Raw genomic sequence first — 24,900 nt, forward strand, 5'->3', positions numbered from 1 at the left:
GAGTCGGTTGTGTAGGCTCGTTGTTTTGTACAAGCAGAAGGCGTCATACGATATTTCTGCCTGTGTCGTGGGTGCGGATATGTGTAAAAGAGACAGCCCCGGGGGAACGGGGGATCGGGCCGGCCGGCCGCTGTCACGGGGAGCGACCGGCCGGCCCGAGCACGTCATAAGCGCCCCGAACCCCGGTACCGCTCCAGCTCGCCGTCGCGTTCCACGGCGGGCACCGTCGCGTGCGGGTCGAGGTCGGAACCGGCGGGCGGTTCCATCCACAGCACTCCGACGACCTCGTGCAGTCCGCCGACGACGCGGTGGCCCAGCTCCGTGCCCGTGCCGAGCACCGTGACCCTGCGGACCGGCGTGACCAGCCCGCGGACGCCGATCTCGGCACGCGGGACGTCGAACAGCATGAGGTATAGGGTGCGGCCGTCGGACGAGAGGGTGCTGGACGGGCGCGGCACGGGCCCGCGCCCACGGGGTGGACCGGGTCAACGTCCGGCGGCGGTACGACTCAGTCGGAGTGTCAGGATCTGGAAGGGCCTCAGCTGGACGGGGACGCCGCCCTCACCGTCGGTGACGGCCGGTTCCAGCGGTCGTTCCAGGAGGTCCGTGACCTGGGCGTCCGCGAGCGGGAAGCCGGTGCGCAGGGTGCCGCTGGCTCGGCCGCCGCGCGACTCGTAGAGGCGGACCACGACATCGCCGGACCCGTCGTCGGCGAGCTTGACCGCTTCGACGGTGACGCCCTCGCCGTCGACGGAGACGACCGGGGCGGGCGCGCCCGCGGCGTCGGCCCTGCGCAGCGGCAGGTTGAGGGCGTAGCCCTCGGCGACCGCGTCACCGATCGTGGCGCCAGGGAGCAGGGAGTAGGTGAACGTGTGCCTGCCCTGGTCGGCCTCGGGGTCCGGGATCCGCGGGGCGCGCACCAGGCTGAGGGCGACCGTGGTCGTCGTACCGCCGTCCTCGCGGACCGTGCGGGAGACATCGTGGCCGTACGTCGAGTCGTTGAGGACCGCGACGCCGTAGCCGGGTTCCCCGATGTGCACCCAGCGGTGGCCGCAGACCTCGAATCGGGCCGCCTCCCAGCTGGTGTTGGTGTGGGTGGGCCGCTGGACGTGGCCGAACTGGATCTCCGCGGAGGAGTGCGCCGCACGGACGTCCACCGGGAAGCCCGCCTTGAGGATCTTCTCGGCCTCGCGCCAGTCGATCTCGGTCTCGAAGTCGACGCGGGCACTGTCGGCGCGCAGCGTGACGGTCTGGGTGATGGTCGAGCCCTTACCGAAGGAGCGCGTGACACGGATCGAGCCGACCAGAACGTCCCGCTCGACGACCGTCATGGACTCGACGCCCAGGAGTTCCGTGTAACGGTTCCTGTAATGCTTGTCGATGTCCCAGGCGTCCCAGTAGTTGGGCAGGTCGGTGTGGAGGCGGAGCAGGTTGCCCCGGCCGGCGAGGACCTCGCGCTGGAATCGCCGGTCGAAGACCGAGGCCAGGGTGCCGTCCTCGGCCAGCTCCACCCGGACCAGACCGTTGTCCAGGACGCGGTCCTGCACGGTCACGACACCGTCCGGCCGGTCGTGGGAGAGGGGGGCGCTTCCGTTCGCCGGAACCTTCACGAAACCGGTTTTGCCCTCACGGTCCCGCACCACCTCACGCCGTTCGAACGGGCTGGTGTTGAAGTACCGCGTCTCCCCGGAACCGCCGCCCAGCACCGCGACCGCCTCCGCCGTCAGCGCCTCCAGCTCCTCGGCGACACGGGCGTATTCGGCCTCCGCCTCACGGTGCACCCAGGCGATCGAGGAACCCGGCAGGATGTCGTGGAACTGGTGCAGCAGCACCGTCTTCCACAGCCGGTCGAGTTTCTCGTACGGATACGCGTAGCCCGGGGCGTGCAGCGCCGCCGTCGTGGCCCACAACTCGGCCTCGCGCAGCTTGTGTTCGCTGCGCCGGTTGCCCTGCTTGGTGCGGGCCTGGGAGGTGTACGTGGCGCGGTGGAGCTCCAGGTACAGCTCGCCGTTCCAGACCGGGGCGTCCTCGTACTCCTCGCGGGCCTTGGCGAAGAAGTCGTCGGGGTGTTCGATGACGACCTTCGGTGAGCCTTCCAGGTCGGCGAGCCGGCGGGCCCGTTCCATGATCTCGCGGGTGGGACCCCCGCCGCCATCGCCCCAGCCGAAGGGGGCCAGGGAGCGGGTACCGGCGCCCTTCTCGGAGTAGTTGCGGACGGCGCGGTCCATCTCCTCACCGCTGAAACGGGCGTTGTAGGTGTCCACCGGCGGGAAGTGGGTGAAGATGCGGGTGCCGTCGATGCCCTCCCACCAGAAGGTGTGGTGGGGGAACTTGTTCGTCTGGTTCCAGGAGATCTTCTGGGTGAGGAACCAGTCGTTGCCGGCGAGCTTGGCGAGTTGCGGATAGGCGGCGTTGTAGCCGAAGGAGTCCGGCAGCCAGACGCCCTTGGTCTCGATGCCGAAGTGCTCCATGAAGAACCGCTTGCCGTGGACCAGTTGGCGGGCGATGGCCTCACCGCCGGGCAGATTGCCGTCGGACTCCACCCACATGCCGCCGACCGGCGCCCACTGGCCCTTGTTCACCGACTCCTGGATGCGTGCCCACACCTGGGGGTAGTTGTCGCGCACCCACTCGTACTGCTGGGCCTGTGAGCAGGCGAAGATGAAGTCGTCGTACTCGTCGGCGAGCGCGGTGACGTTGGAGAAGGTGCGCGACGTCTTGCGCTTGGTCTCGCGGATCGGCCACAGCCAGGCGGAGTCGATGTGCGCGTGGCCGACGCCGGAGAGGGTGTGGGCGCTGGCGTGGGCGGGGCGGGCCAGGACGGGCGCGAGGACCTCGCGGACGGCGGCGGCGCTGCCGGAGACGTCGTCCAGGTCCAGGACGTCCATGGCGCGGTCCAGGGTGTGCATGATCTCGTGGCGGCGCGGCTCGTGCTCGCCGAGGTGGACCATGAGTTCGCGCAGGACCTGGAGGTCGAGATCGAGGTGGAAGACCTGCTCGTCGAGGACGGCGAGGTCGGCACTGCGGAATGTATACAGTGGACGGTCGCCTGCCGTCAGTACATCGCCGAGCGGCGTCGGGGCCGCGAAGCCGTTCGCCAGGATGTCGGGGTTGGAGGCCGCCTCGACCAGGTAGTCGATCACCTCGCCGCCGGTTGCCGGGTTGCCGATCGGCACGTACTGATTGAGCGGGTTGACCGCCTTCAGCGGGGTGCCGTCGCTCAGGTGGACCAGGGCCTCGGCCTGGTTGCCGGGCCAGCCGCCGACGAAGCCGAGGTCGATGACCGCCTCGACCCGCCTGCCGGCCCACTCGGCGGGCACCCGGCCGCGCATCCGGAACCAGGTGGTCCCCCAGGGCGGCCCCCAGGGCGTGCCCATCACGAAGGGGTCGTACGGGGCGGCCGCGGCCTCCGCGAACGGGACGGGTTCGCCCGGCGCCTGCCAGGCCTCCACCTCGAAGGGCACGGTGGCCGCGTAGACGGCGGGCTTGATGCGCTGGGTGTGGACGCGCTCGACGCGCTCCTCGATCCGGCGGCGTTCGTCGTGCATGGAAAGTCTCCAGGGAACCGGGAAGGGCGGACTGCTGGAACGGAACGTACGGGAAAAGGAGGGAAAGCGCTTACTCGCCCTTGCCGAAGTGGTTGCGGAAGCGGTTGCGGAACGGCTTTCCGAGGCGGAGGCGGTTGCGGAACGGCTTTCCCGAAATGCTCATCCCAGGTAGGCCAGGCCCGGATGGACTGCCGTGTAGCCCTCGACCAGGCGACGGGCCACGTTCACCGAGTCGACGAGCGGGTGCAGGGCGAAGGCCTTCACCGCGCTCGCCCGGGAGCCGGACTCGGCGGCGGCGAGCACCTCCCGCTCGACCCCCTTCACCGCGCAGACCAGGCCCGTCGCGTGTCCGGGCAGCGGGGCCACGGCCACCGGATGGGCTCCGTTGGCGTCGACGAGGCAGGGCACCTCGATGACCGCGTCCGTGTCGAGCACCGAGAGTGCGCCCTGGTTGCGGACGTTGAGGATCAGGGTGGTGCGTTCGTCGCGGGCGATGGCCCGCATCAGGGCGAGGGCCACCTTCTCGTAGCCGCCGGAGAGATCCTCGGCGTCGCGCCCACCGGCGCCGGCCGTCTCGCGGTTCTCGGTCATGTAGGTCGCCTCACGCTCGGCGCGGGTGCGGTCCCAGGCGGTCAGCGCCGCCGCGTCGGGCCGGCGCATCTCCTCGTAGAACTGTGCCTGCTGGTCGCGCAGGAAGGCGCCGCGGGTCTTCTCGGCCTGCTGGTAGGCGCGCACGGTCTCGCGGTTGAAGTAGTAGTAGTGCAGGTATTCGTTCGGAATCGCGCCGAGCGACCGCAGCCAGTCGACGCCGAACAGCTTGCCCTCCTCGAAGGAACCGAGCAGGTCGGAGTCGGCCAGCAGCCGCGGGAGTTCGTCGCGGCCGGCGACCCGCAGTCCGCGTACCCAGCCGAGGTGGTTGAGGCCGACGTAGTCGACGAACGCCTCGCGCGGGTTCGCGCCCAGGACGCGCGCGATACGGCGGCCGAGCCCGACCGGCGAGTCACAGATGCCGATGACACGGTCGCCGAGGTGTCGGGACATGGCCTCGGTGACCAGGCCGGCCGGGTTGGTGAAGTTGATGACCCAGGCGTCGGGAGCGAGCCTGGCCACCCGGCGGGCGATGTCGACGGCGACGGGCACCGTGCGCAGACCGTAGGCGATGCCGCCCGCGCCGACCGTCTCCTGGCCGAGGACGCCCTCCGCCAGGGCAACCCGCTCGTCGTTCGCCCGGCCCTCCAGGCCGCCGACGCGGATCGCGGAGAAGACGAAGTCGGCGCCGCGCAGTGCCTCGTCGGGATCGGTGGTGGCGGTCACGGTGGGGGCGTCGGCCACTGTCGACGCCTGTTCAGCCAGTACACGGGCTACCGCATACAGTCGACGGTCGTCCAGATCGTGCAGGACGACCTCGGTGACCCGCCCCTCGGCGTGGTCCGTCAGCAGCGCCCCGTACACGAGCGGGACCCGGAATCCACCGCCGCCCAGAATCGTCAGTTTCATGTTTGCGCCTTTCCTGCCAGGACCACCTCGACGCCCGCCTCCTCCAGGGAGGACCGGGTCGCCGGGTCCATCGGAGCGTTGGTCACCACCACGTCCAGGTCCTCAGGACCACAGACCTTCGCCATGCCCGTACCCGGGAACTTCGCCGTGTCCGCCAGCAGGACGACCTTTCCGCCCGCCTTGATCATGGCGCGCTTGACCGGCACCTCGACGACCGTCGTGTCCATCACCTCGCCGCCCGGCCGCACCCCGCTGGTGCCGAGGAAGAGCCAGTCTGCGTGCAGCTGGCGAAGATTGTCCTCGGTGAGGAAGCCGACCAGGGAGCGGCACTCGCGCCGCACCATGCCGCCGAGCAGCACCAGGTCGATGCCCTCGTCGTCGGCGAGTTCCTCGTAGACCACCAGGTTGCTGGTGATCACGGTGAGCCGACGGCCGTGCAGCTGACGGGCGAGGCGGTAGGCGGTGGTGCCGATGTCCAACAGGACGGACTGACCCTCCTCGATCATGGCCGCGGCGCGCTGCGCTATCGCGTCCTTCTCCGCCACCCGGACCTCGGCGACCTCGGCGAAGGGCTGGTCGCCCTCGTCCACGACGGCGCCGCCGTGGACACGCGTGAGCAGGCCCTCCTCCTCTAGTCTGAGCAGGTCGCGCCGGACCGTGGCGGGGCTCACGCCCAGGTGCTCGGAGAGATCGGTCACGGCTGCGGGACCGCCGGAGCGAAGGGCCCGCAGGATGAGTTGATGTCGTCGTTCTGCCAGCACGACGTGAACGCTACTCATCATCTTCGATCAAATCTATGCTCAGTTCTGCTCAGGTATGGACCAATCTCGCCGAGGGGTGCCCGATTTCGGTCACCGAAGTGAAGAGTTCTGACGAACCACCCGATCCGCGTCATGAACCCCCGCTCGACCCGACGAACCCGCCCGATCCGTGTGCCGAAGCCACCGGTCCGCGTGGTGAGCCACCCGTCGATGCGACGCCCCCGCCGAGCGAGAGGACGCTCCCGTGGACGACGACCGGCCCGACGTGCTGCTGACGGGCCTGCTGTTCTCCGACCTCCTCCTCCCCGGACTGGGCAGTCCGCCCGCCCCCGGCGAGGAGACCTGGACGGCCGGGATGGGCTGCGGCCCGGCGGCATCACGCACCTCGCGGTGGCCGCGTCCCGGTTCGGCCTGCGCACCTGCCTGGCCACGGTCTTCGGCGACGACTTTCTACGGCGCGTACTGCCAGGAGGTCGTCGCCGGCCAGGAGGGCGTCGAGCTCTCGCTCACTCGCGTCGCCTACGGCCGGCACACCCCGGTCACCGTCGCCCTCGTCCACGGGCAGGACCGGGCGCTGGCCACCCACGGCCAGGAGCCGCCGTACTCGCAGGACGTGCTGATGGGCGATCCACCCCGAGGCGCGTACGGCCCTCGTGCACCTGGTGCGGCTCAAGCGCGAGCACGACCACGGGCGGGGCGTGACGCTCGGCGGCCGGCTGCGGGTCCGCAAGGGCGAGAAACCCACCCTGGACATCACCGTCACCAGCGCCTGCCGCCCCCATCCCCAGGGGATCCTGCCCGAGTTGGCGCACGTGGACCTCGTCCGGGGCGCGGTGCGCGGCCCGGCCGCCGACCGGGACGGCCGGCGGGCACCGGACACCAAGGTCGCCTGGTCGAAGGACGTCTCGCGCCGCAAGGGGACGTACGCACTGCGGGTCCCGCTGACCGCGGGCGAGGAGTCCTTCTACGTGCGGCTGCGGGGCAGCGACGGAAACGGCACGGAACCGGTTACCTCGGTCCCGCCGTCGACCCGCACGAACCGATCCCAACACGCCGGGCGACGGCGACCCGTGGGCCGACACCTGGTTTGACTCCAACCCGGTCTTCGTCGACGTGGTGGGCCGCCGAGCGGGTGCCAAGGGGAGGGACCGTGGGCCGCTGAGCCCCTGCCGGTGGACGTCCGAGGTGGCTGAGCCCCTGCCTGCGGGCGCCCGGGGTGGCTGAGCCTCGGCCTGCGGGCGTCCGGGGTGGCTTGGTTGGTGCCCGCGGCCGTGCTGGGGGTGGCTGAGCCGGTTTCGGCCGGGGCGGTGGGTGTCCGGCCGAAACCCGACCGGAGGTACCGTGGCCGCGTGACCACCGAAGAGTCGCTGCGGCCGCAGTCCCTGATGCTCACCTTCCTGGGCGAGCAGGTGCTCGGACGCGACGTGTGCGTGTACTCGGGCAGCGTCATCGACGTCTTCGCCCGCGCCGGAGTGGGCGAGCAGGCGACCCGCTCGACATTGACCCGCATGGTCCACCGGGGCCTGCTCCGCCGCCAGCGCGAGGGCCGCCGTATGTATTTCGGCCTCACCCAGCACTCCGCGGAGGTGCTCCTCGACGGTGAGCGGCGGATGTGGCAGACCGGTGCCGTGAACCGGCACTGGGACGGCACCTGGACCCTGCTCGGTTTCTCGCTGCCGGAGTCCTGGCAGCGCCAGCGTCACGACCTGCGCGCGAAACTCGCCTGGAGCGGTTTCGGCCCGTTGTTCGGCGGGCTGTGGATCGCCCCCGGCGAGGTCGACGTGTCCGCTCTGGTCGCCGAACTGGGGCTCGCCTCCCATGTGAAGGTGTTCCGTGCGAACGCCGACGCCGGCACGGACATCGGCGCGATGATCGAGGAGACCTGGGAACTCCCCGAACTCGCCGACCGCTACACGGCGTTCCTACGGCGATGGGAGCCCTGGGATACGGCGGCGCCGGACCCTGACGACGCCCTGGCCCGGCGGCTGCTGCTGCAGACCGAGTGGCTGCGGATCATCCGCAGCGATCCGCGTCTGCCCGTCAGGCATCTGCCGGACGACTGGCCGGCCGAGCAGGCGGAGAAGACGTTCCGAGGCGTCCACGAGCGGCTGACCCCGCTCGCGGACGCCTCGGCGCGGCGCCTGCTCGACCTGGTGGCGGTGCGCCCCGATCCGGCGTAGAACGGTCGCGCCCGCAACCGAGCGGTCGGGTGGTGCGACGCCGTCAGCCACCCGCCGCGACGGGGCGCGGCGCCGGGCGGTCAGGCGTAGAACCGCGACAGGCTCTGCAGCACCGCGGCCGGCTTCGCGCCGCCCTCGATCTCGATGGCGCCGTCGACGGCGATCTGCACGCCGCCCGGCACCTCCTCGACCTCGGCGAGCCGGGCGGTGAGGCGAATGCGGGAGCCGACCTTCACCGGCGAGGGGAAACGGACCTTGTTCAGGCCGTAGTTGACCTTCGTGGTGACGCCCTGGACGTCCAGCAGCTCGGTGAACAGGGGGATGAAGAGGGACAGGGTGAGGTAGCCGTGGGCGATGGGGGCGCCGAAGGGGCCGTCCTTGGCGCGCTCCGGGTCCACGTGGATCCACTGGTGGTCGCCGGTGGCGTCGGCGAAGGTGTCGATGCGCTCCTGGGTGACCTCGATCCACTCGCTGGTGCCCAGGTCGCTGCCGGCCAGCTTCTTCAGCTCGTCGAGGCCGTTGACGGTGAGGCTCATGTGGCTGTCCCTAAGAATGGTTGGCGGTCCGGGAGGACCGGGTGTGGCTGATGTGGCTCTGGGGGATCCGGGGTGGCCGAGGTGTCGCCGCCCCCATGGTCGAGTCGCTAGGAGTTGTTGCCGAAGCGTTTGCGCACCCGGGACTTCAGGAGCTTCCCCGAGGCGGTGCGGGGGAGTTCGTCCGCGATGACGACCGACTTCGGGATCTTGTACTTGGCGAGCCGGCCGGCGAGTGAGGCCAGGATTCCGTCCGGGTCAGGCGAGGCCCCTTCGCGCGGTACGACCACCGCCCGCGGCACCTCGCCCCACTTGTCGTCGGGCACGCCGATGACCGCACACTCGACGATGTCGGGGTGGGTGAGGAGCAGGTCCTCGATCTCGGCGGGGTAGACGTTCTCACCACCGGAGATGATCATGTCTTTCATCCGGTCGACGATGTACACGTAACCGTCTTCGTCGACGCGCGCCGCGTCCCCGCTGCGGAACCAGCCGTCGGCGAAGGAGGCGGCCGTCTCCTCGGGCAGTCCCCAGTAGCCGGGCATGACGTGCGGGCCGCGCACCATCACCTCCCCGGTCTCGCCGGTCTGAACGGGTACCAGGTCGGGGCGGACCACCCGTACGTCGCTGAAGAAGTGCGGGACACCGGCCGAACCGGCCTTGGTGACCGCGTGTTCGGCGTCGAGGAAGAGGGTGCCGGGGGCGGCCTCGGTCATGCCGTAGCCCTGGAGGAAGGTCAGGCCGCGCTCCTGGTAGGCGTCGATCAGGGGGGTCGGGACCGGGGAGCCGCCGCAGGTCAGGAGGCGCAGGGAGGAGAGGTCGGCGGCCGGCCATCGCGGGTGCCGGGCGATCTGGTCGAACATCGTGGGCACCCCGAACATGAAGGTGATGCGGTGCCGTTCGATCAGGTCGAAGGTGGTGTCCGGGTCGAAGGACTCGACCAGGACGCAGGTGCCGCCCTTGAGCAGGACCGGGAGGGTGAGCATGTTCAGCCCGGCCGTGTGGAACAACGGGGCGGAGACCAGGGCACGTTCGTCGGCGATGAGGTCGGTGTCGACGAGGACGTTCAGGGCGTTCCAGGTCAGGTTGCCGTGGGTGAGCATCGCGCCCTTGGGGCGGCCGGTGGTGCCCGAGGTGTACATGATGATGCAGGTGTCGTCGGCGCCGACCGGCTCGTCGATCGGGTCCTGTGCGGCCGACGCCAGCGCCTCCTCGTACTCGGCACCGGCCTCGAGGTAGGTCCGGACGTCGGTGCTGCCGGGCAGTCCTGCCACCAGGCCCGCGTGGGCCGGACCGTAGACCAGGGCCTTCGCGCCGGAGTCGGCGAGCTGGTAGGCGATCTCGGGCCCGGCCAGGCGGATGTTGAGCGGCACGAAGACCGCGCCGAGGACGCCGGCCGCGAACAGGGTCTCCAGATAGGAGGGGTGGTTCGGGCCGAGGTAGGCGACCCGGTCGCCGCGCCGGACGCCTCGGGCGCGCAGAGCGTGGGCCAGGCGCGTGGTGCGTGTATGCAATGTGCGGTAATCGGTCGACCGCTCGCCGTGGAGTGTCGACGGCTCATCGCGGACCGTAGACCCCTCACCGTGCACCGTCGACAGATCACCATGCACCATCGACCGCTCACCGCGCACGGTCGACAGATCACCGCCGATCGTCGGCAGATCACCGCGAACCGTGGACCGCTCACCGGCGATCGTCGGCTGGTCACCGTCGGCGGCCGACGGATCACTGCGAACCGTCGGCCAATCTCCGCGGACCGTCGACAGCCCATCGCGGACCACCGGCGGGGCACCGTGGATCAGGGCCGTGCGGTGCGGAGTCTTACGGGCCCGGCGTGCGGGCCAGGATCCCAGTCCCTCGTTGCGCATCTCCACGCCCCTTCACGGTGTGGTCAGCCCGAGCAGACGGGCGGCGTTCTCCTTGAGGATCTTCGGCTTCACCTCGTCCTTGATCGTCAGCTTGTCGAAGTCGGCGAGCCAGCGGTCGGGGGTCAGGACGGGGAAGTCGGAGCCGAAGAGGACCTTGTCCTTCAGCAGTGTGTTGGCGTACTGCACCAGCTGCGGCGGAAAGTACTTCGGCGACCAGCCGGACAGGTCGATGTGAACGCCCGGCTTGTGCGTGGCGACGGCGAGTGCCTCGTCCTGCCAGGGGAACGACGGATGCGCCAGGATGATCTTGAGGTGCGGGAAGTCGGCGGCGACGTCGTCGACGTGCAGCGGGTTGGAGTACTTGAGCCGGATGCCTCCCCCGCCGGGTACGCCGGCGCCGATGCCGGTCTGGCCGGTGTGGAACAGGGCGATGGCGCCGGTCTCCTCGATCACCTCGTACAGCGCGTAGGCCACGGCCCGGTCGTTGGGGAAGAATCCCTGGATGCTGGGGTGGAACTTGAAGCCCTTCACCCCGTACTCCTCGACCAGGCGGCGGGCCTGCCGTACGCCGGCCTTGCCGCGGAAGGGGTCGATGGAGGCGAAGGGGATGAGGACGTCGGCGTTGGCGGCGGCCGCCTCGGCGACCTCCTCGTTGGGGACGGGGGCGGTGCCGGTGGCGGACTCGGCGTCCACCGTGAAGATCACGGCGGCCATCCTGCGTTCGCGGTAGTAGCGGGCCGTCTCCTCGAGGGTCGGCTTGCGCTTGCCCTCGACCTTGAAGTAGGCGGAGGAGGCGTCGTGCAGGTCGTCGTCGAGGGAGGAGTAGCCCTGGGAGGACACCTCCGCGTGGGTGTGGACGTCGATCGCGACGAGGTCATCGACGTTCATGGACGGGGCCATCACGCCTCCGGGAACTGGGGTGCCGGGATGCCGACGGTCTGGAGTTCCGCGCCGACCGAGGTGGGGAAGGCGTCGGCCAGTGCGTCCGGGGTCCAGCCGCCGTCGGCGTAGGCCGTGCGGATCTCCTGCGGATGCGACCAGAGTGCCACCTTGTCGCCGCCGATGCCGATGGCCTGTCCGGTGATCGAGCGGGCGGCGTCGGAGGCGAGGAAGGGGACGAGGGCGGCGCAGTCCTCGGGGGTGCCGAAGCCCTCGCCCTTGCGCAGGAAGGCGGGCAGCGGCTCGCCGTCCTTCATGGCCTCGACGTAGGGGGCGAAGGCGGGGATGGTCTCGGTCATGGCGGTGGCGGCGACCGGGACGATCGCGTTGACGGTGATGTTCGCTCGGCCGAGTTCCATGGACCAGGTGCGGGCCATGGCGGCGATGCCGGCCTTGGCGGCGGCGTAGTTGGTCTGTCCGAAGTTGCCGCGCTGGCCAGCCGGGGAACCGACCAGGACGAGCGTGCCGCCCTCACCCTGCTCGCGCATCCGCACGGCGGCGGCGCGGGCGCAGGTGAAGGTGCCCTTGAGGTGGGTGGTGACGACCGCGTCGAAGTCGTCGTCGGTCATCTTCCACAGCACCCTGTCGCGCAGGATCCCGGCGTTGGTGACGAGGATGTCGAGCCGCCCGAACTCCTCTACGGCACGGTTCACCAGCCGGTCGGCGGCCTCGGCGGTGCCGACGGCGACCACCTCGGCCACGGCGGTGCCGCCCGCCTCGGCGATGGACTTCACGGCCTGCTCGGCGACCGTCTCGTCGATGTCGTTGACGACCACGCGGGCGCCGTGGGCGGCGAGGGCGTGGGCGTAGGCGAGGCCGAGGCCCCGGCCGCTGCCGGTGACGACGGCGACCTTGCCGGTGAGATCGATGCTGGGCACGACGGTGTCCCTTCACATGGGTCGGCCGCACCTCGACACGGGGTGCGGCCGCAGTCGGGGTTGCGGCTTCGAGATCGAAGCTAAGAGCAATAATTGTTGACGTCAATAGTTGTTGTCGACCTACGGGTGCGCCATGCTGGGGTCGCCATGCTGGAATCGCCGTGCCGAGACCGCCCTCCGGGGCCGACACCAGGGAGCCCGCCATCGCCCGCCAGGACGACACCGTGAACGCCACCCCGATCGATGCGGACGAGCCGTGGATGCGCGGACTGCACGCGGACACCGGTTACCTGCTGTACCGGCTGGGGCTGCGCTCGGGACAGCTGTTCAACACATCCCTCCAGGAGTCGGGTCTGCGCCTGCGCCATTACGCGGTGCTGCGCTTCCTCGCCACGGGCGAGGGCGCGCTCCAGCGCGAGCTGAGCACCCGCCTCGGCTACGACCCGAGCGCGATCGTCGGCCTGGTCGACGACCTGGAGAAGCTGGGCTTCGCCGAACGCCGCCCGGCCCCGGACGACCGCCGCAGCCGGATCGTCGTCCTCACCGGGGACGGCCGCGCCTTCCTGCGCGGCACCGACGCGGCCGGCCTGCGGGTGACCAACGAACTCCTCGCCCCGCTCGACCAGCGCGAACGCGCCACGCTGCACGCCCTGCTGCTGCGCATCGCGGAGGACGGGCTCAACTGATGTTGTGCAAATGATTGACGACTGCCGAGCTGCTGCCTAACTTCACGGGACGCCGGACTCTCCACCGGCACCTGCACCACCTCCGCCCTCTCCCCAGGGAGCTCCCCCGTGCAGCCATCCCGTACGTCCGCCCGCCCGCCGTCCCCGCAACTGCGCCGCGTCGCCCTGTCCGGGCTGCTCGGCACCACCGTCGAGTTCTACGACTTCCTCGTCTACGGCACCGTCGCCGCGCTGGTCTTCGGCGATCTGTTCTTCCCCGGGGCCGACCCCGCCGTGGGGACCATCGCGGCCTTCGGCACCTTCGCCGCCGGTTACGTGGCACGCCCTCTCGGCGGCCTCCTCTTCGGCCACTTCGGCGACCGGATCGGCCGCAAGTCGATGATGCTGCTGACCATGACGCTGATGGGCTCCGGCAGCTTCCTCATCGGCCTGCTGCCGACCTACGACGCGATCGGCGTGTGGGCGCCGGTCCTGCTGGTCACCCTGCGGGTCGTGCAGGGCCTCGCGATCGGCGGTGAGTGGGGCGGCGCCACCCTGATGATCGTCGAGCACGCGGAACACGCCGAGGGGTCGGGAAACGCCCGGCGCGGCCTGTGGTCCAGCTTCTCCCAGCTCGGTGCCCCGCTCGGTTCCGTGCTGTCGGCCGGTGTGGTCACGCTCGTCTCCACGCTGCCGGACGACCAGTTCCGCGAGTGGGGCTGGCGGGTGCCGTTCCTGCTGAGCGTCGTGCTGTTGGCCGTCGGCATGTTCGTCCGGCTGCGGGTCGCCGAAAGCCCGCTCTTCCGCAAGGCCGAGCCGCTCGACCGGCCGCCGGTCCTGGAGGTGCTGCGCCGTCCGAAGCCGGTGCTGCTCGCGGCCTGCGTCGGCATCGGGGCGTTCACCGCGCAGTCACTGCTGACGGGATTCATGATTTCGTATGCGGTCGGCCGTGAACACGGTGCATACAGTCGACCGCAGGTGCTCGCCGCCGTCACCATCGCCTCCTGCGTGGCCCTGCTGGTGCTGCCCGCCGCCTCCGTGCTGTCCGACCGGATCGGCCGCCGGCCCGTGGTGCTCGCGGGTGCGGTCGCCTCGGCGGCGCTGGCCTTCCCGGTGCTCGCGCTGGTCGACTCCGGCTCCCCTGGCCTGCTGATCCTCGCCCTCGTCCTCGGCCACGGCATCGCCCAGTCCACGATGTACGGGCCGCTCGGCGCGCTGCTCACCGAGATGTTCGGCACCCGGGTCCGCTACACGGGCGCCTCGCTCGGCTACCAGGCGGCGACACTGATCGGCGCCGGCTTCTCGCCGCTGATCGCGAGCAGCCTGCTCGCCTCGAACGGCGGCGGAAGCACCCCCATCTCGCTGTTGCTGTGCGGCGGTGCCGCGATCACCGCGCTCACCGTGTGGCGGCTGCGCGAGACGCACGAGGACGCGCTCGACCCCGCGCTCGACCCCGCGCCCGCTCCCTCCGCCGCCCCGGCCAGGGAAGGAACACCGCAGTGAGGGCACGGCCGCGGTGAACCCCGCGGCCACCCCGCCCGTGAAGTTGTCGAGACGACGACGTCGCCACGCCCGTGAAGCCGAGGAACCCCGTGTCATGACCGCCCGCTCCGCACCCGACCGGCTGCTGTCCGTGCTCGCCGCGTTCGACCACGCGCATCCCGCGCTCACCCTGACCGACATCAGCCGGCGGGCCGGGCTGACCCTCACCACGGCGCATCGGCTGGTGACCGCCCTGACCGAGTGGGGCGCGCTGGAGCGGGACGCGTCGGGGACGTACCACGTCGGGCTGCGGCTGTGGGAGGTCGCGGCGCTGGCCCCGCGCGGCCTGGCTCTGCGCCAGGCCGCGCTGCCGCATCTGGAGGATCTCTACGAAGCCACCCATGAGAACGTGCAGCTGGCGGTCCGGGACGGCTCCGAGGTCGTCTACACGGAGTGGCTGTCGGGGCATTCCGCGGTCGGTGTCCGCATCCGGGTGGGCGCCCGCTGGCCGCTGCACGTCACCGGGGTCGGTCTCGCCCTGCTGGCGCACAGCCCGCCCGAGGTGCAAGAGGCTTACTGCGAGGCCCCGTTGGTGGCCTGCACCGACCACACCCTCACCGATCCGGTGCGGTTGCGCCGGGTGCTGGCCGAAGTGCGGCGCACAGGCGTGGCGGTGAGCAGCCGTCAGGTCACCGACGATGCCCTGTCGGTGGCCGCCGCGGTGTACGGGGCGGCCGGCGCGGTGGTCGCGGCCGTGTCGGTCGTCGTGCCCTACGCCGACGCCCGGGTCCCGGTCCTGGTGCCGGCGGTCCGGCTCGCGGCCCGGGGCATCTCACGGGCCCTTGGGTGGCAGCCGGGCTGACCCCCGCGCCCCGGAGCCCGCCTGGACATGGCCGCACGCGGCGGGGGCCGGGGGCGGTCACCGGGTTCCTCGGGGTGGGCGACGCGTTCCTCGCAGTACCGGCGACGGCCGGTGGGCGCGCCCGCCTCGCCCCTGAGCTCGGCGGCGGGCGCGAGTCCGCCGGCCGTCGCCGCCGACACGGCGGTGGCCTTCACCACGCGAGCCGCTACGGCGGCCCCGCCGGACCGCACTGTCCTGGCACCGTTCCCCGGCGCCGCCGTCCTGTGGCCCGGTACGGCCTGCGGCACTCCGGCCGTGCCGTACCGGGCGGCGGCACTCCAAACCTGCCGCGGCGGTCGGCCCGGCCCGTCCGCGGTACTCCGGCCCGGCCACGGAACGCCCAGCCCCGGCCCCTGGTCAGGCCAGCGACAGGAAGAGCTTCTCCAGCCGGGACCTCATCTGCGCGGAGTTGCGCACCTCGGGGTCCTCGCTGGTCATGCACTGTTCCAGCCCGGTCGCGATGATCGAGAAGCCGGCCCGGTCCAGGGCCCGGGAGACCGCCGCGAGCTGGGTGACCACGTCCTCGCAGTCCCGGCCCTCCTCGATCATCCGGATCACTCCCGCGAGCTGGCCCTGCGCCCGCCGCAGGCGGTTGAGCGCCGACTTCAGCTCTTCGGCCGACATGTCCAGTTGCACGCTTCCTCCTCGTATATACCCCAGTGGGTATTGCACCCGGGGCCGGAACGGGCTTCACGGCCTCACCAGCCGGCCGACCGGTCTCCCCACGCCACACCACCCACGCCACACCGTTCACAGAGTGAACTCGCCTGCACGACAAGGACTTTCCCTGCCCCAACTCTTGACGGCGCCGGTACCGAGGAGCACATTGGCGGCACTTTGAGAGCGCTCTCACCACACGTGGCGCTGTCGAAGGCACCCGCGCACGACCACTCCGTACCCGAGAGGCACTCCCCCACCATGAGCGAAACCTCCGGCACACCACCGCGCAGACGGCGCTCCCTGCGGCGGGCGCTCGTCGCCGTCGTCGGCACCCTCGGCCTCGCGGCGGCCGCCGCCACCCTCACCTCCCCGTCCGCGAACGCCTCCGCGCCCCCTCCCCCCGCGGGCTGGTCACAGGTGTTCCTGGACGACTTCACCGGCGCCGCCGGCACCGGCGTCAACACCTCCAACTGGCAGTACGCCACCGGTACTTCGTATCCGGGTGGCCCCGCGAACTGGGGCACCGGCGAGGTCGAGACGATGACGAACAGCACGAGCAACGTCTCGCTCGACGGGAACGGCAACCTGCGCATCACCCCGCTGCGGGACTCCGCGGGCCGCTGGACCTCGGGCCGTATCGAGACCAACCGCACCGACTTCCAGCCCCCGTCCGGCGGCAAGTTGCGGGTCGAGGCCCGGCTGCAGATGCCCAATGTGACCGGCGCGGCCGCCGAGGGCTACTGGCCCGCGTTCTGGATGCTGGGCGCGCCCTACCGGGGCAACTACCACAACTGGCCCTCGGTCGGCGAGCTGGACATCATGGAGAACGTCCAGGGGCTGAACAAGGTCTGGTCGACGATGCACTGCGGCACCAACCCCGGCGGCCCGTGCAACGAGACCACCGGCATCGGCAACTCGACCGCCTGCCCCGCCACCACATGTCAGTCCGGCTTCCACACCTACGCCATGGAGTGGGACCGTTCGGCGAGCCCCGAGGCGCTCCGCTTCTTCGTCGACGGCGTCAACTACCACACCGTGACGGCCGCCCAGGTCGACGCCACGACCTGGAACAACGCGACGAACCACGGCTTCTTCATCATCCTCAACGTGGCGATGGGCGGCGCCTTCACGGACGCGTTCGGCGGCGGCCTCGACGGTGACACCCGCTCGGGCGTGCCCATGGTCGTGGACTACGTGCAGGTCCTCCAGGCGGCCGGCGGCGGCGGGGGCGGCACCACACCTCCGCCGACCGGCAACCGCGACGCCTACGCCGCCGTCCAGGCCGAGTCCCACGACGGCCAGTCCGGTGCGGTCACCGAGACCAGCACCGACACCGACGGCGGCCAGAACATCGGGTTCCTCGCCAACGGCGACTGGGCGCTGTACCAGGGCGTCGACTTCGGCTCCACGGCGGCCAGGCAGTTCAGCGCCCGGGTGGCGAGCGGTGTGGCCGGCGGGGCCAACGGACTCGTCGAGGTGCGCCTGGACAGCCGCAGCGCCGCACCGGTCGGGACCTTCGCGCTGGGCAACACGGGCGGCTGGCAGTCCTGGCGGACGGTCTCCACGAACATCAGCCCGGTGACCGGAACCCACGACGTCTATCTGACCTTCACCAGCGGCCAGGCGGCCGACTTCGTGAACGTCAACTGGTTCACCTTCGGCCGCTGATCAGTACACACAGCAACCCGGCGGCGTTTCAGCGCAGTTCCGCGCGAAACGCCGCCGGCGTCATGTCCGTGTGCTGGTGGAAGAACTTGGAGAAGTTCGCCGGGTCGGGGAAGCCCACCGCCGCGCCGACCCGGCCGATCGGCAGCTCGGTGTGGGCCAGGAGCCGCTTGGCCTCCAGGACGACCCGCTTGTCGATGAACCCCTTGGGGGTCTCGCCGGTCGCGGCACGTACCGCGCGCACCAGGGTGCGGCGCGAGTAGCCGAGCGCGTCGGCGTACGCGCTGACGCTGTGGTTGGTGGCGAAGTCCCGTTCCACGGCCTCCCGGAAGAGCGTGAAGGTGGTGTCGGCCTGGCGGCGGGCCGCCTCCGCCGAGCTGGCCGCGAGATGCGCGAGGCGCAGCAGAAACACCGTCAGGGAGTGCCGCAGCACCGAGGTGTGCAGGCTCAGCGGCAGGGTCTCGGTGGCGAGGTCGTCGTACTCGTGCTGCAGATGGGCCAGGGCCGCGCGCAGGCCGGCCGACTGGGCCTCGTCCGGGTGCAGCAGCGGCGGCAGGTCGTAGCGGTACAGGCCGGTGGCCTCGACGGTGGCGCGGGGCAGGAAGCCGGGCTGCATGGCCAGGACGGTTCCGCGGTACTCGCTCGTCTTCGAGAAGCGGTGGACCTGCCCCGGTCGGATCCACAGGACGTCACCGGCGCTCGCCTCGTACTCGGCGAAGTCGACCATGTGGCGGACGGGACCGCCGGTGAAGAGCAGGACGATGTGGAAGTCGATCCGGTGCACCCGCTCCAGTGGCGCGTCGGCGTGCCAGGTGCGGCCGGTGCCCAGGGGGCCGACCTGCATGCCGACGCCGCCGACGCTGAGGCCGACCGGGAAGGGGAACGTTCTGATCCCGTCGCCGTCTTCGACGGTTGTGTCCGCCATGTCGCGTCTGTGCCGCCTCGTTCGCGCCCGGCACCGCCGGGGTGTCCCACTTTCACCACAGCCTGACACACCCGGACCTTCCCCCGAATAAGTCTGACTTTTACTTTTGAACACGGCGGATCAGCCACTTCGCTCACACCGAGGACTTCTTGAAGATGAGCACGCAGACACCGGACAGCTTCGAATGGACCGAACTCGACCGGCGTGCCGTCGACACCGCACGCCTGTTGGCGGCGGATGCCGTGCAGAGGGTGGGCAACGGCCACCCCGGCACCGCGATGAGCCTCGCGCCCGCCGCGTACACGATCTTTCAGAAGGTGATGCGACACGACCCGGCGGACCCCGAGTGGACCGGTCGTGACCGCTTCGTCCTCTCCCCCGGCCACACCTCGCTGACCCTGTACACGCAGCTGTTCCTGGCCGGCTACGAGCTGGAGCTGGACGACCTCAAGGCGTTCCGCACCCACGGCTCGAAGACGCCGGGCCACCCCGAGTACGGGCACACCGCCGGCGTGGAGACCACCACCGGGCCGCTCGGCCAGGGCGCCGCCAACGCCGTCGGCATGGCGATGGCCGCCCGCTACGAGCGCGGCCTGTTCGACCCCGAGGCCGTCGAGGGCGCCTCACCGTTCGACCACACCGTCTGGGCGATCGTCTCCGACGGCGACCTCCAGGAGGGTGTCTCCGCGGAGGCCTCCTCGCTCGCCGGCCACCAGAAGCTCGGCAACCTGGTCTTCCTCTACGACGACAACCACATCTCCATCGAGGGCGACACCGCGACCGCCTTCTCCGAGGACGTCCTGAAGCGGTACGAGGCCTACGGCTGGCACGTGCAGCGCATCGAACCGCAGGGCAACGGCGACGTCGACGTGCACACCCTGTACGCCGCCCTGACCGCGGCGCGGGCCGAGACGGCGCGCCCCTCGATCATCGCGATGCGCACGATCATCGCCTGGCCCGCCCCGAACGCGCGCGACACCGAGGCATCCCACGGCTCGGCGCTCGGCGACGACGAGGTGGCCGCCACCAAGCGCCTCCTCGGCTTCGACCCGGAGCGGTCCTTCGAGGTCGCCGACGACGTCCTCGCGCACACCCGCACCGCCCTCGACCGGGGCGCCGAGGCGCACGCCGCCTGGGACAAGCAGCTCGACGCGTGGCGCGGCACCCAGCCGGAGCGGGCGAAGCTGTTCGACCGGGTCCTCGCCGGTCAGCTCCCCGACGGCTGGGAGGACCACCTCCCGGTCTTCGAGGAGGGCCACGCGGTCGCCACCCGCGCGGCCTCCGGCAAGGTGCTCCAGTCGCTCGGCGCCGTCGTCCCGGAGCTGTGGGGCGGCTCGGCCGACCTGGCCGGCTCCAACAACACCACCATCGACAAGACCTCGTCCTTCCTGCCGCGGGGCAACCCGCTGCCCGAGGCCGACCCGTACGGCCGCACGGTCCACTTCGGCATCCGCGAGTTCTCGATGGCCGCCGAGATGAACGGCATCGCCCTGCACGGCAACACCCGCATCTACGGCGGCACGTTCCTCGTCTTCTCCGACTACATGCGCAACGCCGTGCGCATGTCGGCGCTGATGCAGCTGCCGGTGACGTACGTCTGGACGCACGACTCCGTCGGGCTGGGCGAGGACGGCCCCACCCATCAGCCGGTCGAGCACCTCGCCTCATTGCGCGCCATCCCCGGCCTGAACGTCGTCCGCCCCGCCGACGCCAACGAGACGGCGATCGCCTGGGCCGAGATCCTCCGCCGGCACGGCACCCGGCCGGCCCCGCACGGCCTGGCCCTCACCCGTCAGGGCGTGCCCACCTACGCGCCCAACACGGAGGCGGCGAAGGGCGGTTACGTCCTGAGGGAGTCCTCGAAGGACACCTTGGACGTCGTCCTGATCGCCACCGGCTCCGAGGTGCACCTCGCGGTCGCCGCGCGAGAGACGCTGGAGGCGGAGGGGATCGGCACCCGGGTGGTGTCGATGCCGTCGGTGGAGTGGTTCGAGGAGCAGCCGCGCGAGTACCGCGAACGCGTCCTGCCGCCGTCGGTGAAGGCCCGGGTCGCCGTCGAGGCGGGCATCGGCCTCACCTGGCACCGCTTCGTGGGCGACGCGGGGCGGATCGTCTCCCTGGAGCACTTCGGCGCCTCCGCCGACGCCGGGACGTTGTTCGCCGAGTTCGGCTTCACCCCTGAGAACGTCGCCGCCACCGCCCGGGCCGTGCTCGATTCCCTCACGAGCGCGCCCCACGCGCGCGGCTGATCCGATCGCCAGAAAGAAGATGATCACAGTGACCGAAGCACCCGCCGACGCGGGAGCCCTGCGGCGCCTCTCCGACGAAGGCGTCTCGATCTGGCTGGACGACCTGTCCCGCAAGCGGATCACGTCCGGCAACCTCGCCGAACTCGTCGCCACGCGGCACGTGGTCGGCGTCACCACCAACCCGTCGATCTTCCAGGCCGCCATCGGCTCCGGCGAGGGCTACCAGGACCAGCTGGCCGAGCTCGCCGTACGGGGCGTCACGGTCGACGAGGCCGTACGGATGATGACGACCGCCGACGTGCGTGCAGCCGCCGATATCCTGAATCCTGTATACACATCCACGGGTGGCCGTGACGGCCGCGTCTCCATCGAGGTGGACCCCCGTCTGGCCCACGAGAGCGCGGCCACGATCGCCGAGGCCAAGCAGCTCGCCTGGCTCGTCGACCGCCCCAACGTCATGATCAAGATCCCGGCGACGAAGGCCGGTCTCCCCGCGATCACCGAGGTCATCGGCCTCGGCATCAGCGTCAACGTCACGCTGATCTTCTCGCTGGAGCGCTACCGCGAGGTCATGGACGCCTACCTGGCCGGCTTGGAGAAGGCCGCCGCGAGGGGCATCGACCTGTCGACGATCCACTCCGTCGCCTCCTTCTTCGTCTCCCGCGTCGACGCCGAGATCGACAAGCGCCTCACCGTCCTCGGCACTGGGGGCACCTCCCAGGCTTTCGGCACTGGGGGAGAGGCCCTCGCGCTCAAGGGCCGGGCCGCGCTCGCCAACGCACGCCTGGCCTACCAGGCCTATGAGGAGACGTTCGGCTCCGTCGGCGGTTCGGCGCCCGGCAGTGACCGCTGGACCGCCCTCACCGGAGCGAAGGCCAACAAACAGCGTCCACTGTGGGCATCCACCGGTGTGAAGGATCCTGCATACAAGGACACGCTGTACGTCGACGAACTCGTGGCGCCCGGCACCGTCAACACCATGCCGGAGGCCACGCTGAACGCCACCGCGGACCACGGCGCCATCACCGGCGACACGGTCACCGGCGGCTACGCGCAGGCCCGCGCGGACCTGGCCGCCGTGGAGGCGCTCGGCATCTCCTACGAGGAGGTCGTCACCCGGTTGGAGGACGAGGGCGTCGCCAAGTTCGCGGTGGCGTGGCAGGACCTGCTGGACGCGGTCACGAAGTCGCTCGACACCAGGGAACCCGGCACCGGGGAACACGGCACCGAAGGACTCGACACCGAAGGACTCGACACCGAGGGAGTTGACGCGGAATGAGCACTGCCGGCACCGACACCGCCTGGGACAACCCGCTGCGGGACGCCCGCGACCGGCGCCTGCCCCGTATCGCCGGCCCGTCCGGGCTCGTCATCTTCGGCGTGACCGGCGACCTGTCCCGCAAGAAGCTGATGCCCGCCGTCTACGACCTCGCCAACCGCGGCCTGCTCCCGCCGGGCTTCTCGCTCGTCGGTTTCGCCCGCCGCGACTGGGAGGACCAGGACTTCGCGCAGGTCGTCCACGACGCGGTGCGCGAACACGCGCGCACGCCGTTCCGCGAGGAGGTCTGGCAGCAGCTCGCCGAGGGCATGCGGTTCATCCCCGGCGACTTCGACGACGACACGGCGTTCAAGCAGCTGCGCGACGCCGTCGACGAACTGGACCGGTCCCGCGGCACCGGCGGCAACTTCGCCTTCTACCTCTCCGTACCGCCGAAGTTCTTCCCCAAGGTCGTCGAGCAGCTGAAGAAGCACGGCCTGGCGAACGCCCCCGACGGGTCGTGGCGGCGGGGGGTCATCGAGAAGCCGTTCGGGCACGACCTGCTCAGCGCGCAGGAACTCAACGCGATCGTGCACGACGTGTTCGAGCCGGACCAGGTGTTCCGCATCGACCACTACCTGGGCAAGGAGACCGTCCAGAACATCCTGGCGCTGCGCTTCGCCAACCAGATGTTCGAGCCGATCTGGAACCGGTCGTACGTGGACCATGTCCAGATCACGATGGCCGAGGACATCGGCATCGGCGGCCGGGCCGGGTACTACGACGGCATCGGTTCGGCGCGTGACGTCATCCAGAACCACCTCCTGCAGCTGATGGCGCTGACCGCGATGGAGGAGCCCGCCTCCTTCGACGCGGCCTCGCTGCTCGCCGAGAAGCTGAAGGTCTTCAAGGCCGTGAAGCTGCCGGGGGACCTCGGCCGGCACACCGTGCGGGCGCAGTACGCGGGCGCCTGGCAGGGCGGCGAGAAGGTGCGCGGCTACCTGGAGGAGGACGGCATCGACCCGTCCTCCACGACCGACACCTACGCGGCCGTCCGGCTGAACGTCGACAACCGCCGCTGGGCGGGCGTGCCGTTCTATCTGCGCACCGGCAAGCGGCTGGGCCGCCGGGTCACCGAGATCGCGGTCGTCTTCCAGCGCGCCCCGCACTCCCCCTTCGACTCCACCGCCACCGAGGAACTCGGCGCCAACGCCATCGTCATCCGGGTCCAGCCCGACGAGGGCGTCACGGTCCGCTTCGGCTCCAAGGTGCCGGGCACGTCCATGGAGATCCGCGACGTGACGATGGACTTCGCCTACGGCGAGTCCTTCACGGAGTCCAGCCCCGAGGCGTACGAGCGCCTCATCCTGGACGTGCTGCTCGGCGACGCCAACCTGTTCCCGCGCCACCAGGAAGTGGAAGAGTCCTGGAGGATCCTCGACCCGATCGAGGAGTACTGGGCACGGCACGGCAGGCCCGCGCAGTACGCCTCGGGCAGCTGGGGACCCGAGGAAGCCGACGAGATGCTCGCACAAGACGGACGGAGCTGGCGCAGGCCATGAAGATCGACCTGACCGACACCACGGCAAGCAAGATCAACAAGGCGCTGGTGCAGGGCCGCCGCGCCATCGGCACACCGGCCGTGGGCATGGTCCTGACGATGGTGATCGTCACGGACGAGGAGAACGCCTACGACTCGATCAAGGCGGCCGAGGAGGCCTCGCACGAGCACCCCTCGCGCACCCTGGTCGTCATCAAGCGGCACGCCCGCACCCCCCGCGAGCGCACGCAGTCGCGCCTGGACGCCGAGGTCCGGGTGGGTTCCGAGGCCGGCACCGGCGAGACCGTCATCCTGCGGACGTACGGCGAGGTGTCCGAGCACGCCGACTCCGTGGTGCTGCCGCTGCTGCTGCCGGACGCGCCCGTCGTCGTGTGGTGGCCGGTGGACGCGCCGCAGTACCCGGTCAAGGACCCGCTGGGCGCGCTCGCCCAGCGCCGGATCACCGACATGTACGCCGTCGAGCGGCCCCTGCAGGCCCTGGAGGCGCGCGTGAAGTCGTACGCGCCGGGCGACACCGATCTGGCGTGGACCCGGCTGACGCCGTGGCGCTCGATGCTCGCGGCGGCGCTGGACCAGGCGCGGACGCCGATCGTGTCGGCGGCCGTGGAGAGCGAGGCCGACAACCCCAGTGCGGAACTGCTCGCGCGCTGGCTGGAGGCCAGGCTGAACGTGTCGGTGGCGCGGGTGGAGACCGCGGGCCCGGTCGTCACGGCCGTCCGGCTCGGCACCGACAACGGCGAGGTCGTCATCGACCGCCCCGAGGGCCCGCTGGCCACGCTGTCGCTGCCCGGCCAGCCCTCGCGCACCCTCGCGCTGAAGGTCCGCCCCACCTCCGAACTGATCGCCGAGGAGCTGCGTCGCCTCGACGCGGACGAGATGTACGCCATCGCCCTGCGGGGCGAGGGCACCAAGGAGACCCCCTCCCATGTCTGACACCCCCCTGCTCACGCGGCGGCCCGAGTGGGCCGCGCTGGAGGACCACCGCGCCCAGTGGCAGGCGCATCTGCGCGAGCTGTTCGCGGCGGACCCCGGGCGCGCCGAACGGTACGTCGTGCGCGTCGGAGACCTGCGCATCGACTACTCCAAGCACCTGATCACCGACGAGACCCTCGCGCTGCTGCGCGAACTCGCCTCCGCCACCGATGTCTTCGGCCTCCGGGACGCCATGTTCCGCGGCGAGAAGATCAACGTCACCGAGGACCGTGCCGTCCTGCATACCGCGCTGCGTGCCCCGCGCGAGGCGGTGATCGAGGTCGATGGCGAGAACGTCGTCCCCGCAGTGCACGCCGTCCTGGACCGGATGGCCGACTTCGCCGGGCGGGTCCGCTCG

Annotated in this window: 18 protein-coding genes and 4 pseudogenes; 12 read left to right on the top strand and 10 right to left on the bottom strand. The window is 70.9% G+C overall.

What is annotated here, in order from left to right; translation table 11 throughout:
• Positions 1–164: 164 nt before the first annotated feature.
• The 4 genes and pseudogenes from P1P75_RS23095 to P1P75_RS23110 form a co-directional block, all read right to left on the bottom strand.
• Positions 165–443, bottom strand: a pseudogene (locus tag P1P75_RS23095) (alpha-L-fucosidase); the annotation flags it as partial.
• Positions 444–485: 42 nt separating this feature from the next.
• The gene (locus tag P1P75_RS23100; RefSeq protein ID WP_319258358.1) at positions 486–3,548 is read right to left on the bottom strand and encodes a glycoside hydrolase family 38 C-terminal domain-containing protein; all 3,063 of its coding nucleotides are present in this window, start codon (positions 3,546–3,548) and stop codon (positions 486–488) included.
• Positions 3,549–3,707: 159 nt separating this feature from the next.
• Positions 3,708–5,045: a 6-phospho-beta-glucosidase gene (locus P1P75_RS23105; RefSeq protein ID WP_319258361.1), complete on the bottom strand. Its 1,338-nt coding sequence runs from the start codon at positions 5,043–5,045 to the stop codon at positions 3,708–3,710.
• Complete coding sequence (locus tag P1P75_RS23110; RefSeq protein ID WP_319258363.1) at positions 5,042–5,806, bottom strand: DeoR/GlpR family DNA-binding transcription regulator; 765 nt, start codon at positions 5,804–5,806, stop codon at positions 5,042–5,044. Before P1P75_RS23110 ends, P1P75_RS23105 begins: the two co-directional genes overlap by 4 nt.
• Positions 5,807–6,050: 244 nt before the next feature.
• Here P1P75_RS23110 and P1P75_RS23115 point away from each other — a divergent pair.
• The 3 genes and pseudogenes from P1P75_RS23115 to P1P75_RS23125 form a co-directional block, all read left to right on the top strand.
• Positions 6,051–6,468 (top strand): annotated as a pseudogene (locus P1P75_RS23115) (carbohydrate kinase family protein); the annotation flags it as partial.
• A pseudogene (locus P1P75_RS23120) lies at positions 6,469–6,928 on the top strand (histidinol-phosphatase); the annotation flags it as partial.
• Positions 6,929–7,155: 227 nt separating this feature from the next.
• Positions 7,156–7,986, top strand: coding sequence for a PaaX family transcriptional regulator C-terminal domain-containing protein (locus P1P75_RS23125; protein WP_319258365.1), 831 nt, complete (start codon positions 7,156–7,158; stop codon positions 7,984–7,986).
• An 80-nt stretch (positions 7,987–8,066) separates the two neighbouring features.
• On the opposite strand, the gene P1P75_RS23130 is transcribed toward P1P75_RS23125, so the two are convergent.
• The 4 genes from P1P75_RS23130 to P1P75_RS23145 form a co-directional block, all read right to left on the bottom strand.
• Positions 8,067–8,522, bottom strand: coding sequence for a MaoC family dehydratase (locus P1P75_RS23130; RefSeq protein WP_319258367.1), 456 nt, complete (start codon positions 8,520–8,522; stop codon positions 8,067–8,069).
• A gap of 107 nt (positions 8,523–8,629) precedes the next feature.
• A complete protein-coding gene (locus P1P75_RS23135; protein WP_319258370.1) occupies positions 8,630–10,387 on the bottom strand; it encodes a long-chain fatty acid--CoA ligase in 1,758 nt (585 codons plus the stop codon).
• Positions 10,388–10,399: 12 nt separating this feature from the next.
• Entirely contained in the window at positions 10,400–11,275 is an 876-nt protein-coding gene (locus P1P75_RS23140) for an amidohydrolase family protein (RefSeq protein WP_319258372.1), read from the bottom strand.
• 11 nt (positions 11,276–11,286) lie between these two features.
• Entirely contained in the window at positions 11,287–12,204 is a 918-nt protein-coding gene (locus tag P1P75_RS23145) for an SDR family oxidoreductase (RefSeq protein ID WP_319258374.1), read from the bottom strand.
• A gap of 224 nt (positions 12,205–12,428) precedes the next feature.
• On the opposite strand from P1P75_RS23145, the gene P1P75_RS23150 reads away from it, so the two are divergent.
• The 3 genes from P1P75_RS23150 (at position 12,429) to P1P75_RS23160 (ending at position 15,213) form a co-directional block, all read left to right on the top strand.
• Positions 12,429–12,890 (top strand): MarR family transcriptional regulator, encoded by a 462-nt coding sequence (locus P1P75_RS23150; RefSeq protein WP_319258398.1) that lies wholly within the window; start codon positions 12,429–12,431, stop codon positions 12,888–12,890.
• A gap of 108 nt (positions 12,891–12,998) precedes the next feature.
• Complete coding sequence (locus P1P75_RS23155) at positions 12,999–14,372, top strand: MFS transporter (protein ID WP_319258377.1); 1,374 nt, start codon at positions 12,999–13,001, stop codon at positions 14,370–14,372.
• A 94-nt stretch (positions 14,373–14,466) separates the two neighbouring features.
• Positions 14,467–15,213, top strand: coding sequence for an IclR family transcriptional regulator (locus P1P75_RS23160; RefSeq protein ID WP_319258379.1), 747 nt, complete (start codon positions 14,467–14,469; stop codon positions 15,211–15,213).
• A gap of 396 nt (positions 15,214–15,609) precedes the next feature.
• Here the strand turns inward: P1P75_RS23160 and P1P75_RS23165 are convergent, their stop codons facing one another.
• On the bottom strand, positions 15,610–15,888 hold the full coding sequence (locus P1P75_RS23165) for a metal-sensitive transcriptional regulator (RefSeq protein WP_319258382.1): 279 nt from the start codon (positions 15,886–15,888) through the stop codon (positions 15,610–15,612).
• A 282-nt stretch (positions 15,889–16,170) separates the two neighbouring features.
• Here P1P75_RS23165 and P1P75_RS23170 point away from each other — a divergent pair, with 282 nt between their 5' ends.
• Positions 16,171–17,580, top strand: a complete 1,410-nt coding sequence (locus tag P1P75_RS23170) for a glycoside hydrolase family 16 protein (protein WP_319258384.1) — start codon at positions 16,171–16,173, stop codon at positions 17,578–17,580.
• A 28-nt stretch (positions 17,581–17,608) separates the two neighbouring features.
• Here P1P75_RS23170 and P1P75_RS23175 read toward each other — a convergent pair whose 3' ends face one another.
• The gene (locus P1P75_RS23175) at positions 17,609–18,502 is read right to left on the bottom strand and encodes an AraC family transcriptional regulator (RefSeq protein WP_319258386.1); all 894 of its coding nucleotides are present in this window, start codon (positions 18,500–18,502) and stop codon (positions 17,609–17,611) included.
• Positions 18,503–18,657: 155 nt separating this feature from the next.
• Here P1P75_RS23175 and tkt point away from each other — a divergent pair, with 155 nt between their 5' ends.
• The 5 genes and pseudogenes from tkt to P1P75_RS23200 form a co-directional block, all read left to right on the top strand.
• Positions 18,658–20,751: a transketolase gene (gene tkt / locus P1P75_RS23180; protein ID WP_319258389.1), complete on the top strand. Its 2,094-nt coding sequence runs from the start codon at positions 18,658–18,660 to the stop codon at positions 20,749–20,751.
• A 19-nt stretch (positions 20,752–20,770) separates the two neighbouring features.
• Positions 20,771–22,030, top strand: a complete 1,260-nt coding sequence (gene tal, locus P1P75_RS23185) for a transaldolase (RefSeq protein WP_319258391.1) — start codon at positions 20,771–20,773, stop codon at positions 22,028–22,030.
• Positions 22,027–23,571, top strand: a complete 1,545-nt coding sequence (zwf, locus tag P1P75_RS23190; protein WP_319258393.1) for a glucose-6-phosphate dehydrogenase — start codon at positions 22,027–22,029, stop codon at positions 23,569–23,571. Before tal ends, zwf begins: the two co-directional genes overlap by 4 nt.
• Positions 23,568–24,503, top strand: a complete 936-nt coding sequence (opcA, locus tag P1P75_RS23195; protein ID WP_319258395.1) for a glucose-6-phosphate dehydrogenase assembly protein OpcA — start codon at positions 23,568–23,570, stop codon at positions 24,501–24,503. Before zwf ends, opcA begins: the two co-directional genes overlap by 4 nt.
• Positions 24,496–24,900: pseudogene (locus P1P75_RS23200) on the top strand (glucose-6-phosphate isomerase); the annotation flags it as partial. The gene opcA and the pseudogene P1P75_RS23200, both read left to right, overlap by 8 nt.

This window comes from Streptomyces sp. ID05-39B (assembly GCF_033794725.1).
GTDB lineage: Bacteria > Actinomycetota > Actinomycetes > Streptomycetales > Streptomycetaceae > Streptomyces > Streptomyces bobili.